Origin of the sequence: Aeromonas genomosp. paramedia (genome assembly GCF_023093515.1) — a bacterium.
Classification (GTDB): Bacteria; Pseudomonadota; Gammaproteobacteria; order Enterobacterales; family Aeromonadaceae; genus Aeromonas.
On record NZ_JAAROG010000020.1, the window covers coordinates 294,275 to 310,927 of the forward strand.

Genomic DNA, 16,653 nt, shown 5'->3' on the forward strand with positions numbered 1-16,653 from the left:
TTACATTTATTCCAATGCTGTAGATATAACTATATTATCACAACCATTAGTATCCCCTGAGAAAAAACAATGAAAATACAAATACAAAAATTCAAGAAGATTGATGAAGCAACGATTATATTGTCACCTATAAATATTTTCATAGGTGCCAATAACTCAGGTAAAAGCAGTTTTATACAAGGCATTCAATTTGCGGTCTCGAGCTGTCAGACTCTGAAACTGAAAGGCTCCAGTTGGTCAAGAACAGAACTTCGAACACTGTCACTAGATTCCAGCGAGTACCTATACACCCCAACAAAAAACATCGAATATTTATACCATGGTAGAAAACTCACTGGAGCCAAAACAAGAGATGAACAAAAATCTATAGAATTTATATTCTCAGACACACATAATGCTTCTCTCAGTATATCTAAAGGGAAAAATGGTGGATTCACCACCAAGTTGCAAGGGAAAGAATTGGGTGAATTACTTTGTGATATAAACTCACCTTACTGTGTTTACATCCCTGGTTTAGCTGGCATACCTATCCATGAGAAATATGAAGTTCCTATAGCAGTTAAAAAATCTGCAACTCGGGGTGACAGCAATAATTACCTAAGAAATGTTCTATTGCACATATATAAGCAAGAAGGAAGATGGGATCAATTTCTATCATCTGTCAATAACATATACCCCAATACAGAAATAACTATTCTATTTGATGAACATGTTTCAGAGTTCATTGAGGTTAAGGTTTTAAAGGAAAATGTTGAACTTCCTCTTGATTCTGTAGGAAATGGTCTTCTACAGGTCATTCAAATATTTGCGTATATCGAGTACTTCTCTCCAAAAATAATATTGCTGGATGAACCAGATGCTCATATACATCCGACTAAGCAAAAGCTACTTGCCGAAGAACTAGTCAAGAAGTCAACTATAAATACAGACCTAAAAGTTATTTTTTCCACTCACTCTAGATACATACTCGATGCTCTTGAAGATAAGGCCCAAGTAGTCCACTTCCAAGACGGGAAGGTAAGCTCTAATATAAAGAGCAGCAAGATACTCGTTGATATCGGGGCAATTGATGCTGACTATCTATTCTCAAAAAGAAACTTAAAATATATAGTTGTCACTGAAGATCGAGTTGATGGAGTACTTGAGAAAAAAGACTATCTAAAAAAATTCTTGCTTTCTAATGGGCTACAAGAAGATGATTTTGTCCTGCACTCTTACGAAAGTTGCACCAAAGTTGACTTTGCTAAAATTTTGCAAGGGTTTGTACAAAAGCAAATCCCAACAGCTAAGGTGATTCTCCATTTGGATAGAGATCAGAAATTAGATGATGATCGTGAAATTGTTAAACTCAGAGCCGACTGTGAGGCTAAAGGAATAATTCTTTTTGTAACAGAATACCAAGAAATTGAATCATATTTCTGTAAACCAGAACATATATGTAGTATTTATGGTATTGATCTCGATTCAGCCACCACTACTTACAATAATCTCACTGATGAACTTGAAGATGAAACCAGGAGAAAATTAACTAATTTTGTACTCAGAGAGCGCCCGGAGAAAGCACTTAACAAATGTAGTCAAATTGACATTTCTGTTGTGAATAGTCTGGTTGATGAATGGTATGCACACTATAAACAGCAGCTCACTCCCGGTAAAGAATTACTGGGAAAAATAAAATCATACATCCAGAAAGAATTAAATGGAAAGCCGAACGATATAATTTCAACATCTAATGGGCTTTTCTCTGAGTATTTTTTGAGTCTAATTCAAGAACCAGAAACTGTCAGTACAAGTTCACAGGATACAATTCTTGAAGACTCAGCTTAATAAATTGCAAGTACTGTAAAGAGGTAATCAACAACATGAATTGTACCGTTAGACGTAGCAAGGCCATTAATTAGCAGTGCAATGCGCTCCGCTTATTGCACCCTACGATTACCCCTGAGGTTATGGCAGGCACGGTCTTGGTTCCCCCTCCAATCCGCCGAGGGGAAGGGGCAAGGTCAGGAGCGCCATCAGGGATGATGGCGCAGCCGCAGCCGGCACAGGGATGTGCCGTCTGCGGCGGTCCGTCCGACCTTGCACCTGGCCCGAGGGAAACCGCGTAGCGGTCGGATTGGCGGGGGTGGCCTTTCTTTTGGTGACTTTTCTTTGGCCACGCAAAGAAAAGTTACTCGCCCAAGCCCGAAGGGCGGGCGAAACCTCGTCGAGGCCAGCGGCCTCGCATCCTGCTCGGTGTAGCCGAGCCGTCTACCATCCCCAAAAAATGCAAAGCGGACGATTACGCCTGACGGCTAATCGACCCTACGATTGCACGGCGCAGCCGTGCCTGCTTGCCACAGGCACGGAGTTTGGCCGAACTCCGCCCCTATCGGCCCAAAAACGCCTCCCAGTCCTTGAACACCGGCTGCAACCCGGCCTGCCGCACGGCGGCAGCCACCTCACCCAGGGCGCGGTCGTCGTGGATGGCGAACTGCTCCAGTTCCTCTGCATCCCCCTCGGCATAGCCGCCGGGCTGGGTGCGCGACTCCGCCGACATCTGGGTGATGCCAAGGCGCAGGGCGCCGTTGCGAAACGCCGGGGATTCCCGGGTGGAGAGGGACAAGTCCAGGGTCGGCGAGAAGAGGCGCCAGGCGCAGATAAGCTGCACCAGCTGACGGTCCGACATGCTCACCTCGGGCTCCAGCCCCCCGGTACAGGGGCGCAGGCGCGGGAAGGAGAGGGAATAGCGGCTCTGCCAGTGGTGACGCTCCAGCCAGGCCAGGTGCTCGGCCACGAAGTAGCTGTCGGCGCGCCAGTCCGGTGACAGGCCGATCAGCGCCCCCAGGCCAATCTTGTCGATGCCGGCGCGCCCCAGCCGGTCCGGGGTGGCGAGACGCCACGCGATGTCCTGCTTGTTGCCGCGCAGGTGATGGCGGGCGTAGGCGGGGGCGTGATAGGTCTCCTGGTAGACCATGACGGCATCCAGCCCCAGGGTCTTGAGCTCGGCGTATTCGGCTTGCGACAGGGGCTGCACCTCCATCGCCAGGGTGCTGAAGTGGCGGCGGATCCGCGGCAGATGCTCGCGAAAGTAGTCCATGCCCACCTTGGTCTCGTGCTCGCCGGTCACCAGCAGCACGCTGTCGAAACCGCGTGCCTTGAGGGCCAGACACTCGCGCTCTATCTCTTCGCCGTTCAGGGTCTTGCGCTTCAGGCGGTTGCTCATGGAGAAGCCGCAGTAGGAGCAGTCGTTGGCGCACAGGTTAGACAGATAGAGGGGCACATAGAAGCCCACCGTATTGCCGAAACGCTGGCGGGTGAGGCGCTCCGCCAGCTCCGCCATCCGGGGCAGGAAGGGCTCGGCGGCCGGGGAGATCAGCGCCATAAAATCGCTCAGGGTGCGGCGCGGTGCGCTCAGGGCACGCTCCACATCCAGGGCAGTCCTGGCGCGGATCTGCATGCCCACGTCGTCCCAGTCAAGCTCCTGCCAGCGGTCGATAAAGGAAGGCTCCTCAGCCCTCACCCCCAACCCCTCTCCCAAAGGGAGAGGGGGGCTATCACTCGGGCGCACTTGGGGTGGTGCGAAAGGCTCGAAGTCACTCATCGTTCCAGCCTCATGACTCATAGCGCCCCCAGGAAATCGGTCAGGGGGCTGGAGGCCTGGGCCTGGCTGCCGCGCGCCCCGAGACCCGCCTCATAGGCACTGCGACCGGCCTCGCAGGCCAGCGCGAAGGCGCGGCCCATGGCCACCGGATCCCCGCTCACGGCAATGGCCGTGTTCACCAGTACGGCGTCGGCACCCAGTTCAAAGGCGGCGGCCGCGTGGCTCGGCGCACCTATGCCCGCATCCACCACCACGGGCACATTGGCCTGCTCGACGATGATGGAGAGGAACTCCCGGGTCACCAGCCCCTGATTGGAGCCGATGGGGGCGCCGAGCGGCATCACGGCGGCGCAACCCACCTCTTCGAGCCGTTTGCAGAGCACGGGATCGGCGCCGCAGTAAGGCAACACCACGAAACCCTCTTTCACCAGCTGTTCGGCGGCCTTGAGGGTCTCTATGGGGTCGGGCAGCAGGTATTTGGGATCGGGGTGGATCTCGAGCTTGAGCCAGTTAGTTCCCAGCGCCTCCCGGGCCAGGTGGGCGGCAAACACCGCCTCGGCGGCCGTCTTGGCCCCCGAGGTGTTGGGCAGCAGCTTGACCCCGAGGGCCAGCAAGGGGCTCAGGATGTCGTCGTGACGCTTGCCGGGTTCGAGGCGCTTGATGGCCATGGTCACCAGCTGGGAGCCGCTCGCCGCTATGGCGGCCGCCATCAGGTCGGGGCGGGCAAACTTGCCGGTGCCGGTGAAGAGGCGCGATGAGAAGGTATGGTTCGCTATGGTCAGCATCTCAGCCTCCGGCGATGGCGGTGAAAAGGTGGATCTCGTCCCCGTCATTGAGGCGGGTGTCTGGCCAGCGGCTGCGGGGCAGCACGGCGCCGTTGAGGGCCACCGCCACCCCCTGGGGGGCAATCTCCTGCACCGCCAGCAGCTCAGTCAGGCGCTGGCCGGTGGGCAGCGTCAGCTCGATATCGTTCAATCGGATCTTCATGGTTAATCCTTCAGGGCCGGGTTGGTGCTGCCGCAGACCGGGCAGTCGGGGTCGGCGGGCAGGCGCAGGCACTGCCACTCATGGGTCAGGGCATCGAAGCGGCGCAATGTGCCCGCCACCGGGCTGGGGCGCCCGAGCAGCAGCTTGAGCGCTTCCAGCGCCTGCAGGGACCCCATCACCCCCACCAGGGGGCCGGTGACGCCGCTGCTCTGGCAGCTCTCCCTTACTTCGGTATCCGCCGGGTAGAGGCAGGCGTAGCAAGCATGCTCAGGGGCGCTGCGCGCCATCAGCTGACCCTGCCAGCCGACGGCGGCCGCCGAGATCCAGGGCTTGCCCTGCTCGACGCAGGCGGCGTTGATGGCGTGGCGGCTGGCGAGGTTGTCGCAGCAGTCGACAACCAGATCCACCTCGGCCACAAACTCCGGCAGGCTGGCCCCATTGAGGCGCTGGTTGATGGCGATCAGCTCGACGTGGGGGTTGTGGGTAGCCAACCGCTCCCTGGCCAGCTCCGCCTTGGAGCGGCGCAGCCCCTCCCCGTCGAACAGGATCTGGCGCGGCAGGTTGCTGGAATCCAGGGTGTCGCCATCGGCGAGCCAGAGCGTGCCCACCCCGGCCCCGGCCAGATAGAGGGCGAGCGGCGAGCCGAGGCCGCCGAGGCCGACGATCAGCACCGACTTGGCTTTCAGCCTCACCTGCCCTTCTTCCCCTATCTCGGCCAGCATCAGCTGCCTGCCGTATCTCAGGTACTCTTCGTCGCTCAGCGACGCCTCGTCAGAGAGCATGTGCCACCTCCTTTGCCGGGATGACGGAGCACGCCGGATCCCCGGCCCCCACGGCAGCCAGCAGGCGAGCCGTGGCCCCCCGCCAGTCATCGCTCCCTGTGATGGCGGAGACCAGGGCGATGCTGCCGACCCCGCTCTCCTTGACCGCCGCCACGCGATCCTCGCCGATGCCGCCGATGGCGACCGTGGGCCACTGCGCCATCAGGGCGCGGTAGTGGTGCAACCGCACCAGCCCTTGGGGGCGGGACGGCATCTGCTTGGTGTTGGTGGGGAAGATATGGCCGAGCGCGATATAGGAGGGGGCGAGTTCGCGGGCCCGCATCAGTTCGAAATAGCCGTGGGTGGAGATGCCAAGGCGCAGCCCGGCGGCCTGAATGGCGGCGAGATCAGACGTTTCCATGTCCTCCTGCCCCAGATGCACGCCGTAAGCACCCGCGGCTATGGCCTGCTGCCAGTAATCGTTGATAAAGAGCCGGGCCCCGAAGCGGCGCCCCAGGGCCACCGCCTCGGCGATCGCCGGCGCCACCTGGGCGGCGGGCAGCGCCTTGATGCGCAGTTGCAGTGTCCTGACCCCGGCTTCCAGCAGCCGCTCCAGCCAGGGCACCGAATCCACTACCGGGTAGAGGCCAAGGCCGTGCTCGGTCTGGGCAAAGGGTCCCTGGGGCAGGCGTGCGCTGCTTGTCTCATACAGGCCGAAGCGGCGATCGAGCGGTGATCCTGCCAGCACGGCCCGGGGGAAGTGGGCAAGATCCCCGGGCCAGCCGAGGTGGGCGATGGGGCCGGGGCCGGCCCCCACCCCCTGCGCCCCTGCCAGCCCTTGCTGCAGATAGGCACGAGCCAGGGTGATGGCATCCTCCACCGGATAATCCAGCGCCACCACGGCCGCGATGGCGCTGGCATAGCAGCAGCCGGTGCCGTGACCGTGGCGGGTATCGAGCCGTGGCGCCGCCAGCCAGAACTCGCGGTGCTCGTCCTGGTAGTAGTCCAGACAGAGATCCCCGCTCCACTCAAGGTGACCGCCCTTCACCAGTACGGCGCAGGCACCGAGCTCCCGCAGCCTGGCCGCGCCCGCCCTGACCAGAGCGGGGGTGGTCGCCGGAATGCCGGTCAGGGCCTCCAGCTCGGGGCCGTTGGGGGTGATGAGCGACAAACGGGGCAGCAGGTGCTCGCGCACCGCCGCCAGCATGTTGGGCTCCGCCATGGGGGTGCCTGTGCTGGCGATGGCCACGGGGTCATAGACCACGAAGGGGGCGCTTATCGTATCGAGCCGCCGGGCCAGCACCTCCACATGGAGCCGGGTCGGCAGCAGACCGATCTTGATGGCAGCCGGGGGCAGATCGACGCCGAGGGCGTCGATCTGGGCGCAGAAGGTCTGCATCAGCACCGGATCCACCATCTTCACCGCCACCGAATTCTGGGCGGTGATGGCGGAGATGACGGAGCAGCCGTGCACCCCGAGGGCGTGCAGGCTGTGCAGATCGGCCTGGATGCCGGCACCGCCCCCGGAGTCCGAACCGGCTATGGTCCAGACGATGGGCTTGCTGCTCATGCTTCTTCCCGCTCCTCTTTGAGGGCCGCCGCCTGATGATAGAGCTCGCCCCCCTTCTCCTTGAAGGTCTCTGCCATGCGGTGCATGCCGCCCTCCACCTCGGCCACCACCCGCTCCTGCTGGCCATCCATGCCCACCAGTTTCACCTCGACCGCTTCCAGCTTGGCGGCGTAGTCGCGCACGTCCTGGGTGATCTTCATGGAGCAGAACTTGGGGCCGCACATGGAGCAGAAGTGGGCCACCTTGCCGGACTCCTGGGGCAGGGTCTCGTCGTGGTAGGCACGGGCGGTCTCGGGATCCAGCGCCAGGTTGAACTGATCCTCCCAGCGGAACTCGAAGCGCGCCTTGGACATGGCGTTGTCGCGGATCTGGGCGCCCGGGTGCCCCTTGGCGAGATCGGCTGCGTGGGCGGCGATCTTGTAGGTGATGAGACCCTGCTTGACGTCCTCCTTGTTCGGCAGCCCCAGGTGCTCCTTGGGGGTGACGTAGCAGAGCATGGCGCAGCCGTACCAGCCGATCATGGCGGCGCCTATGCCGGAGGTGAAGTGATCGTAGCCGGGGGCTATGTCGGTGGTGAGCGGGCCCAGGGTGTAGAAGGGCGCCTCGTGGCAGTGCTCGAGCTGCTCCGTCATGTTGCGCTCTATCATGTGCATGGGGACATGGCCCGGCCCCTCGATCATCACCTGGACGTCGTACTCCCAGGCGATTTTGGTGAGCTCCCCCAGGGTGTGCAGCTCGGCGAACTGGGCCTCGTCGTTGGCATCATAGACGGAGCCCGGACGCAGGCCGTCCCCGAGGGAGAGGGCCACGTCATAGGCGGCGCAGATCTCGCAGATCTCGCGGAAATGCTGATAGAGGAAGTTCTCCTTGTGGTGGGACAGGCACCACTTGGCCATGATGCTGCCGCCACGGGACACGATGCCGGTGAGGCGCTTGGCGGTCATGGGCACGTAGCGCAGCAGCACGCCGGCGTGGATGGTGAAGTAGTCCACCCCCTGCTCTGCCTGCTCCAGCAGGGTGTCGCGGAACAGCTCCCAGGTGAGATCCTCGGCGATGCCGTTGGTCTTCTCCAGCGCCTGATAGATGGGCACTGTGCCGATGGGCACAGGGCTGTTGCGCAGTATCCACTCCCGGGTCTCGTGGATGTAGCGACCGGTGGAGAGATCCATGACGGTGTCGGCGCCCCAGCGGGTGGACCAGACCAGCTTCTCCACCTCCTCCTCGATGCTGGAGGTGACCGCCGAGTTGCCTATGTTGGCGTTGATCTTCACCAGGAAGTTGCGGCCGATGATCATGGGCTCGGCTTCCGGGTGGTTGATGTTGCTCGGGATGATGGCGCGGCCGGCGGCCACCTCGTCGCGCACGAACTCAGGCGTGATGTTCTCGGGCAGGCGGGCACCGAAGCCCTGACCCGGATGCTGGCGCAGCAGCAGTTCTGAGCGCACCCGCTCGCGACCCATGTTCTCGCGAATGGCGATGAACTCCATCTCCGGGGTGACCATCCCCTGACGGGCATAGTGCAGTTGGGTCACCCGGCGACCCGGCCTGGCGCGCAGCGGCTTGGGCAAATTATCGAAACGCAGATGATCCAGCCCCTCGTCGGCGAGGCGCTCCTGAGTGAAGGCGGAACTGAGATCATCCAGGGCTTCGGTGTCGCCACGCTCCAGCACCCAGGCCTCACGCAGGCGCGGCAGACCGCGGCGCACGTCTATCTCGGCACGCTCGTCCCCATAGGCCCCCGAGGTGTCGTAGACGGGCACGGGGTCATTCGGCTCGAACTGGGGGTCCTCCTTGCTGCCGCCGACCAGGGTGTCGGCCAGGACGATCTCCCGCAGCCCCACCCGGATGTCGGGGCGAGAACCCTGGATGAAGATGCGTCTGGAGTTGGGATGGGCCATGCCCTTGAGGTTGTCGATAAAGGCCTGGGCACTGGAGCGCTGCTCCCGGCGGCTGGCGGGCACGGACTTGCTGTTTTCAGAAGAGGTAGACATAGCAAAACTCACATTAACTGGTTGAAGTTATGGGTGTTTGCTTGTCTGGAGTTCGAGGAGAAGTGATGAACTTGCAATCTGGGTGCGCTCTCAAGAGGGAGCGAGCGCGGGATGGATCATCCCTGCTCTGCCGTCCCGCCCCCTTGCGGGGACATTCGCCGCCCTGACGGGCAAGCGGCGGGAAGACCTCCCTCCTGTGCGCCTGTTCTTGCCCTGGGCTTCCCCTCAAGGCAAGGGGGAAGTGGCTACTCCCCCGGCGCGGCAACTCGCAAGTTACCCTTGTTTCCCTTCGCAGGTCTTAACCTGATCAGGTTCCACGGATCCCGAATTAACGGTCTCAGCTTTGCGTCGTTCGACGGTCAGCACTCCGACAAGATGGCGCCAGTATAAGTGGGGAATTTGAAAGTACAAGGCATTAACACAGCCGACCAGTGGCGAAGCCAGACCAGGGTGGCGCACTGACGGGCGAAGGAGCTGGTTGAATAGACCAGTCCACTCTCATACCCACGAACGAGGCGGCTGACTCGCGGCCAGGACTGGTAACGCACTCAGACACAGCCGGACACGCTAACCAAAGGCAGCGAAAAACACTAAAAATAAGACTTTTCACAAATAAAAACCGGGCAAGAGCCCGGTTTTATAACACGTTGTCACTGCCATCGGATTACTGGTCGTTAGCGGGTTCCAGCTTGATCTGGACGTTGTCAAAGCCCAGCGCCGAGAGCTCGCTGGCATCCAGCGGCATCTCCAGGCGCAACCCGCCGGTCTGGCCGTCGACGCTGCGGGCACGGCGCACCTTGCTGTCGCCCCCGATGGGCACGGCCGCACCTATCTCGATATTGCCGGCAAACTGGCTCTCGGCGTGGAAGTCGCCCGTGATGCTGGCGCGCACCGGGCGCAGCACCCTGGCCAGGGCATTCTTCATGGTATCGGCACCGTTCTGCTGTATGGTCCAGTTCCAGTCCCACCACTTCACCTCACCCGGGATATAGCGCTTGTCCCACTGGTAACGGATGCTGCTCGCCTTGTCCTTGAACGGGCCTATGACGAAGCTGTGACTCTTGGTAGGCCGGTTATCCGGGTGGGTGTACCAGGCGTTGCCACCCCAGCGCAGGAAGCCGTTCAAGGTGAGGTCATAGCTGACATCCGCCTTGAACTCGTAGGGGTAGGAGATGTTCGCCTTGTAGAGCTCGATCTTGACCGGGATCTTGGAGTGGGCGGGCACGGTCGGGCGCGCCGACTGGGAGAGGGAGGCAGTGGTGGAGCCCCCGTCCTGCTGAGCCCAGGACTGGCTCGCGGCGATCTCGATGGAGAGTTCTGTCTCACCCACCAGGGGCCACTTGAACTTGTTCTTGGTGGAGACCTTCTCGCTCAGGCCATAGGTGCTGGTCTTTGACCAGTTGGTGGCCGTGTCATAGCGCAGGGTCACGTCGTAACCGGACTGGGGGTGTCGCTGTCGTTGATGGCCCAGCCCACTACCGTCTTGACCAGGGTACGATCGGACTGGGTCACCTCACCGTGGCTGAAGCTCTCGGGATCCAGGGTGTAGGCGAAGTTGCTGACCCGGATGCTGCTCTTCTCACCGCAGCGATAACCGTCGCAGCCACCGTCGTTGTTGCCGCGGATCAGCCAGCTGTCACCATCCTGGGTCACGTCCATGTCCTCGCCCACATAGGGGCTGTGGTTACCACCGACCCAGGCGTAGCCGAGATAATGGGCGAGGTAGCTGGCAGGCTTGATGAAATTGGCGCTGTCATGCACCAGCCGCCATTGCACGTCCTTTTCATCGCCATCTGGAATATTCAGCGCAGGTAATACGGGTATTTCACTGGTGACCGGCCTGGTCGGATAACACCAGGTATCAGAGGCCGAACCGGGTTTTATTTCACCGTTATAACCCGATCCCATGATCACCCAGTTATTGGCCAATCCACTTATTTGCCACTGACCCATCATGCCCACAATATTATTGCGGACACTCTGCGCCTCTTCCCGATTGATCGGACGATAGTTGGCACCACAGACCTCTTTCCCGAGCGAGAAGAGACGCAGTTGATCAGGATAGATTGGCTCTGCCCCATGGGCCTGGCTCATCAACAGCGTCGAAATGGTCAACGCCAAACCCGTTATTTTTAGTTTATCCATAGCTCCCCCAATATTGTAGGTATAGGCATGCAAATGATATTTATCTCGCTGCATGCCAGGGGCACAATATCAGTCAAAAAAAATCCACGAACGCGATCGAATCCACATTTTAATTATTCTAAAAGGCATCGATACAATTAACTGGCAGGTTATTAATTAATGACAAAATAAATATCAGAGTTATTACTTTATTATTTAATTTATAATTTTCGTGGTGTTAAAGTTTTTAATTATTGAATGTGAACGTCAGCGGCATCGGCTAGATGAAATATCAGCCAGATGACTGCGTGATATCCTGGCTATTTATTCGGGATCCTCTTCCGGGTTGGGGATCAGGATCTCGGTCAGACGGCCCTCATCATCCCGGCTCAGCACCAGTCTGCGACCCGGTTGCAGATCGGCGCGGCTGCCGTTCACCCAGCGGGTACCGGCATCAAACACCAGCACCCCCAGCTGCTGCAGCAGCAGGCTCTCTCCTGCGGTGGCGACCAGCCTGTCCTCCGCCCGCAGCCACTGGCTGCTCTGGGCCGGATCCGGCGCCGTGGCGAGCACCCGGATCTGCTCGGCCACGCCGTACCGGCTCTGGATGGCGAGGTGCATGCCGGGCCTGAGATCGTCAAACTGCGCCGCCCCGATCAGGGTGGCGCTGCCGAGCTCCAGCTCGGCCCCCTGGAACTGCAGGCGGATGCCGTCGTTGTGCTCCAGCTCCACCAGCCAGAGTTCGGACTCGTCGGCAAGGGCGTGAAAGGAGAGCAACAGGAACAAGGCGGTTCTGGTCATAGCAAGCAGGCCCATGGTCAACCCGGCAAGGAGGTTTAACTATGGGCCTGGACGGGCAATTTTTCCGGTCGGGTGGTGCAGCGGCTCAGTCGTCCTCCCGGCAGCGGCTCAGACGCATGCCGTCGAAGCGGCACTCCAGCTCCAGCCAGCGCCCCTCGAAGGGGGCCAGGCTGTCGTCCGAGGTGACATAACCCCAGATCCGCCCCTGAGCCACAGGCCCTTCCAGCTCCATCTCGTGCTTTTCCTCCAGCGGCTCCACCTCGCGGACCAGCCGCCTGTCTCCCTCGATCACCCCTTCCAGATCGACCCAGGTACCGCCGAGATCGTCTTCGTCCAGCCCATCCTTGAAGCGGGTCTGGTCATCGATCACGAAGGGAATACCGTTGACCATCAACTGGCCCAGCTGCCAGCTGGTGCGGCCGGTCAGCTTGAACTCGGCCGCCTGCACCAGGCCAAAGGGCAATAAAATCAATAGCCAGAGGGCGCAGAGAGACTTCTTCATCGGGGATCCTCGGGGTTACACTGGCACACAGGATGTCTCATCCGGTGTGAAATGGCCGTGAAATCTCGGCCCAAACCAGGAGATCAGAGCATGAAAATACTGGTGGTGGAAGACAGTCCCCAGGTGGCTGAGACCGTCATGGATTATCTGGAGCTGGCCGGGCACAGGGTGGACTGCGCCTATCACGGCCAGGCCGCCCTGCAACTGCTGGCCGAGCAGCGTTTCGACGTCATCATCATGGACGTCATGATGCCGCGCCTCGACGGCCTGCGCACCGTCGAGCGGTTGCGCTCGGACGGCATCGCCACCCCTGTGCTCTTTCTCACCGCCCGCGACAGCCTGGAGGACAAGCTGGCAGGCTTCAAGGCGGGGGGCGACGACTACCTAGTCAAGCCGTTCGCCATGGAGGAGCTGGAGGTGCGGTTGCAGGCCCTGGCCCTGCGCGGCCCCCGCAGCGACATGGGATCGCTGGCGTTCGGCGAGCTGGAGGTGGATCCCGCCGCGGGCCGCGCCACCCGCGCCGGGGTGGAGCTCAAGCTCGGCAAGATCCCGTTCCAGATCCTCACCCTGCTGGTGAAACGGGCCCCCCAGCTGGTGATGCGCCAGGAGGTGCTCGACACCGTCTGGGGCGATGAGGAGCCCGACTCCGACGCTCTGCGCAGCCACATCTATGCCCTGCGCAACGCCCTGGACAAGCCCTTCCCCAGCCCCATGCTGGAGACAGTGCACGGCCAGGGCTACCGGCTGGTCAAACCATGAGCCCCCCAGCCCCCCCAAGCCAGCAAGCCTTGAGCCTGCCGAGCCTGCGCCAGCGCCTGATCCTGGCGCTGGGCGGGGCGGGTTTGCTGCTGCTGCTGATCCTGAGCCTGCTGATGGTGGTGGCCGAGAACAAGATGGAGGAGCTCAGCCTGCGCCACTGGCTGGAGGCCGAGGTCACTCGCTACAACGATGACTGGCTGCGGCTCGGCCAGGCGGCCCCCGCCCCCAGCCCGCGCCAGTTCTCCAGCTACTGGACGGAGGCGGGCCGCCTGCCGGCCTGGCTGAAACCCTACCGGACCCCCGGCTTCTTCGAGCACCAGCTGGGGGAGGAGGACAAACACTTCCTGGTGCGCCCCCACCCCTCTGGCCAGGGCCTGCTCTATCTGGTGTTCAACGACGACGCCGACGACTATCTGGATCCTTACGAAGACAGGCTGCACCTGGTCACCCGGCTGATCGGGCTGGCCCTGCTGCTCGGCTGCATAGCGTTCGGCATCTGGCTGGTGCGCCACATCACCCGCCCCCTGGACAGGCTGCGTCAGCGCGTCACCCACCTCACCCCGGATCAGGTCGACTTCGTGCCGGACGCCCCCTGGCAGGAGCTGCGGGAGATCGAGCTGGCGCTGCTGGCGGGCAAGCACGAGGTGGCCGCCGTGTTCGCCCGGGAGCAGGAGTTCAGCCGTTTCGCCAGCCATGAGCTGCGCACCCCCAACATGGTGATCCAGGGCTCGGCCGCCCTGCTCGGCAAGGTGAGCGACCTGCCCGCCCCCGCCGCCCGGGCCGCCAGCCGCATTCGCGCCGCCAGCGACGAGATGGCCCTGCTCACCGAGACCTTCCTGCTGCTGGGCCGCAAGGAGGCGGTCGAGCGCCCCCCGCAATGGGTGGCACCGCTGATCCAGCGGGAGCTGGCGCGCCTCGCCCCCTTGCTACAGCGCGAGAACCTGGACATCCGCCTCAATCTGGACGAGCAGAGCGAGGTGCAGGCCCCCCTCTCACTGCTCGCCATTGCGCTCGGCAACCTGCTGAAAAATGCCCTGAGCTACGCCGAGGGTCACATCGAGATCGCGCTTCAGGGTCAGGTGCTCACCATCAGCAACCCCACGGCGGCGGCGCCGGATCAGATCCTGGGCTACGGCTGCGGCCTCACCATCATCCAGCGCATCTGCGAGAAGCTGGGCTGGCAGATAGAGACCCGGCTGGAGGATGGGGTCTTCAGCGCCCGGCTGGCGATGATCACCGCCGGACCCACGAAGGCATAGCCCCTCAACCCCGTCCCTTCTCCCGCAAGGGGAGAAGGGAGACCCCGGCAAGCCCGCCGCCCACCCGACCAGATAGCAACAAGGCGCCCGAGGGCGCCCTGTTTTTACCTGTCTGACTCTCGTCCGGGACTCACTCCGCCGGCTTGTGCTTGCGACTCGCCTTGAGCTCCAGAAAATCGATGATCTTGCCCGCCACATCCTTGCCGGAGGCGGCTTCGACCCCCTGCAGGCCGGGGGAGGAGTTCACCTCCAGCACCAGGGGGCCGCGGGCACTGCGCAGGATGTCCACCCCGGCCACGTCCAGCCCCATGATCTTGGCGGCCTGCACCGCGGTCGCCCGCTCTTCCGGGGTGATCTTGATGGCCGACGCCTCGCCGCCACGGTGCAGGTTGGAGCGAAACTCCCCCGGCTGGGCCTGACGACGCATGGCCGCCACCACCTTGCCACCCACCACCACGCAGCGAATGTCGGCGCCGTTGGCCTCGCGGATGTACTCCTGCACCAGGATGTTGTTGTTGGTCTGGATAAAGGCTTCGATCACGCTCTCGGCCGCCTTCTGGGTCTCGCACAGCACCACGCCTATCCCCTGGGTCCCCTCCAGCAGCTTCACCACCAGGGGCGCCCCGCCGACCATGGTGATGAGGTCGGGCACGTCGTGGGTACTGTGGGCATAGCCGGTGATGGGCAGGCCTATGCCGTGGCGGGAGAGCAGCTGCATGGCGCGCAGCTTGTCCCGGGAGCGGCTGATGGCCACCGAGCTGTTGAGGGCCATGGTATTCATCATCTCGAACTGGCGCAGCACGGCGGTGCCATAGAAGGTGATGCTGGCACCGATGCGCGGGATCACGGCGTCATAGCTCTCCAGTTCCCGTCCTTCGTAGTGGATGGAGGGGCTGTGGGAGGCGATGTTCATGTAGCAGCGCAGGGTGTCGAGCACCTCGACCTGATGCCCGCGCGCCTGCGCCACCTCGACCAGACGGCGGGTGGAGTAGTTGTTGGGCTCGCGGGATAAAATGGCAATATTCATGGAAATGACAGACCTGATAATCGGACTGGAGAGTATAAGGTGCCATGAACGACTGGCAACGCCAATCCTTTCCCCTCACCATTCGGCGTTCTGCAAGAACCGCAGAACCAGATTCAATGCGGGCCACGCAACCCCTGCTGCAGGCTCAGCAGCAGCGCCACCTCCTGCAACCGGCGTGCAGTGGTCCCGGCCCAGCCGCCCAGCGGCACAGGGGCCAGCAGGGTTTGGGCTATGCAGTCGCGATAGAGTGGCCCCTCATGTTGCCAGCCCCGCATCCCGTCGGCGTCGTGATGGTGCAGCCACTCCAGATTGCCGCTGCGAAGCAGCTCGATGCGCCGCCCATCCCTGAGATGCAGGCACAGCCCCTTCTTCTCCACCCCGGGACCGGCGTACTTGTCGAGCCAGAGGGTCAGGGGTACCCCGGTCGCCTCGCCGCGCAGACAGGCGCGCCCCTCGGCGGTCTCCAGATCCCCGCGCCGGATGGGCTGGCCAAGCCGATCGCAGACCCCGTCCGCGACCAGATGCAGGCTGTCATCCCCGCCGAGGGCCACCAGCAGCTCGCGGATCATCGCCAACAGATGGGTGCCGATGTCGAGGATCACTCCGTCGGGATGACGCAGGACTCGCCGATCCGGCTCGCCGGTGGCGAAGTTGAGGGCATAGGGATGCCCCTGCTCGTCGAGGCCGCAGGGCTCCAGCAGGAAGCCCTCCACCGAGGCCACATCGGCCAGGGTGACGGACGAAATGGGGCCAGTCTGCCCGGCTTGCGGTCGCCAGTCATCCCCCAGCCCGCCACTCAGCAGCCGCTGGACGGCGTTGCGGGCCATCCAGTGATCCAGCGCCAGCACCCGGGCGGCGACCTCGGGATCCGCCAGCAGGGCCTGCAGGCGAGTGCGCTGGGCCAGGGTCGCCACCACAGGCTTCTCCACCAGGATCAAGGGGATGGAGCTTGCCAGCGCCTGCTCCAGCACTGGCAGATGCAGCAGGGAGGGAGTGGCGATGACCAGCCGGTCCAGCGGCAAGGCCAGCAGGGCTGCCAGGGTCGGCAGCGAGTCCACTCCCGGCAGGCTGCGGGCGGGGTCGAATCCCCAGATCGCCATCTCTGGCGCCAGGGCCCGCAATGCCGGCAGATAGGCGGTCTCCACCACGGCCCCCAGGCCGACAAATCCAATCTTCATAACGACTTCATCCCCACTGGGCCATAGACCCGTGAATGAGCCAACCGGGTGGCCAGGTCACGCCAGCTGGCACAAGCAAGGTGACACGCCCAGAGCAGGCATCACCTTCAT

13 protein-coding genes, 1 pseudogene and 1 riboswitch are annotated in these 16,653 nt (G+C 61.6%); of the genes and pseudogenes, 3 read left to right on the plus strand and 11 right to left on the minus strand.

Annotated features, from left to right (window positions below):
* Positions 1 to 69 precede the first annotated feature (69 nt).
* On the plus strand, positions 70 to 1,827 hold the full coding sequence (locus HB860_RS16965) for an ATP-dependent nuclease (RefSeq protein ID WP_247627377.1): 1,758 nt from the start codon (positions 70 to 72) through the stop codon (positions 1,825 to 1,827).
* A 541-nt stretch (positions 1,828 to 2,368) separates the two neighbouring features.
* On the opposite strand, the gene thiH is transcribed toward HB860_RS16965, so the two are convergent.
* The 9 genes and pseudogenes from thiH to HB860_RS17010 form a co-directional block, all read right to left on the minus strand.
* On the minus strand, positions 2,369 to 3,583 hold the full coding sequence (thiH, locus tag HB860_RS16970) for a 2-iminoacetate synthase ThiH (RefSeq protein ID WP_282101246.1): 1,215 nt from the start codon (positions 3,581 to 3,583) through the stop codon (positions 2,369 to 2,371).
* A 17-nt stretch (positions 3,584 to 3,600) separates the two neighbouring features.
* Positions 3,601 to 4,368, minus strand: a complete 768-nt coding sequence (locus tag HB860_RS16975; protein ID WP_247627379.1) for a thiazole synthase — start codon at positions 4,366 to 4,368, stop codon at positions 3,601 to 3,603.
* A 1-nt stretch (position 4,369) separates the two neighbouring features.
* Positions 4,370 to 4,570 (minus strand): sulfur carrier protein ThiS, encoded by a 201-nt coding sequence (gene thiS / locus HB860_RS16980; RefSeq protein WP_005331003.1) that lies wholly within the window; start codon positions 4,568 to 4,570, stop codon positions 4,370 to 4,372.
* Positions 4,571 to 4,572: 2 nt separating this feature from the next.
* Positions 4,573 to 5,352, minus strand: coding sequence for a HesA/MoeB/ThiF family protein (locus HB860_RS16985; RefSeq protein ID WP_247627380.1), 780 nt, complete (start codon positions 5,350 to 5,352; stop codon positions 4,573 to 4,575).
* Positions 5,342 to 6,901, minus strand: coding sequence for a thiamine phosphate synthase (gene thiE / locus HB860_RS16990; protein WP_247627381.1), 1,560 nt, complete (start codon positions 6,899 to 6,901; stop codon positions 5,342 to 5,344). Before thiE ends, HB860_RS16985 begins: the two co-directional genes overlap by 11 nt.
* Positions 6,898 to 8,892 (minus strand): phosphomethylpyrimidine synthase ThiC, encoded by a 1,995-nt coding sequence (thiC, locus tag HB860_RS16995; RefSeq protein ID WP_282101247.1) that lies wholly within the window; start codon positions 8,890 to 8,892, stop codon positions 6,898 to 6,900. Before thiC ends, thiE begins: the two co-directional genes overlap by 4 nt.
* Before the next feature lie 266 nt (positions 8,893 to 9,158).
* Positions 9,159 to 9,272: riboswitch (TPP riboswitch) on the minus strand.
* Positions 9,273 to 9,556: 284 nt separating this feature from the next.
* Positions 9,557 to 11,037, minus strand: a pseudogene (locus HB860_RS22385) (aerolysin family beta-barrel pore-forming toxin).
* Positions 11,038 to 11,340: 303 nt separating this feature from the next.
* On the minus strand, positions 11,341 to 11,817 hold the full coding sequence (locus HB860_RS17005; protein ID WP_247627382.1) for a hypothetical protein: 477 nt from the start codon (positions 11,815 to 11,817) through the stop codon (positions 11,341 to 11,343).
* Positions 11,818 to 11,902: 85 nt separating this feature from the next.
* Positions 11,903 to 12,319 (minus strand): hypothetical protein, encoded by a 417-nt coding sequence (locus tag HB860_RS17010; RefSeq protein WP_202047744.1) that lies wholly within the window; start codon positions 12,317 to 12,319, stop codon positions 11,903 to 11,905.
* 90 nt (positions 12,320 to 12,409) lie between these two features.
* On the opposite strand from HB860_RS17010, the gene HB860_RS17015 reads away from it, so the two are divergent.
* Both HB860_RS17015 and HB860_RS17020 read left to right on the plus strand, forming a co-directional pair.
* Positions 12,410 to 13,078, plus strand: a complete 669-nt coding sequence (locus HB860_RS17015; protein WP_247627383.1) for a response regulator transcription factor — start codon at positions 12,410 to 12,412, stop codon at positions 13,076 to 13,078.
* A gap of 29 nt (positions 13,079 to 13,107) precedes the next feature.
* Positions 13,108 to 14,337 (plus strand): sensor histidine kinase, encoded by a 1,230-nt coding sequence (locus tag HB860_RS17020; protein ID WP_247627449.1) that lies wholly within the window; start codon positions 13,108 to 13,110, stop codon positions 14,335 to 14,337.
* A gap of 130 nt (positions 14,338 to 14,467) precedes the next feature.
* Here the strand turns inward: HB860_RS17020 and rimK are convergent, their stop codons facing one another.
* Positions 14,468 to 15,364 (minus strand): 30S ribosomal protein S6--L-glutamate ligase, encoded by an 897-nt coding sequence (rimK, locus tag HB860_RS17025; RefSeq protein ID WP_025325466.1) that lies wholly within the window; start codon positions 15,362 to 15,364, stop codon positions 14,468 to 14,470.
* Between the two features lie 113 nt (positions 15,365 to 15,477).
* A complete protein-coding gene (locus HB860_RS17030) occupies positions 15,478 to 16,542 on the minus strand; it encodes a Gfo/Idh/MocA family oxidoreductase (protein ID WP_247627384.1) in 1,065 nt (354 codons plus the stop codon).
* Between the last annotated feature and the right edge of the window lie 111 nt (positions 16,543 to 16,653).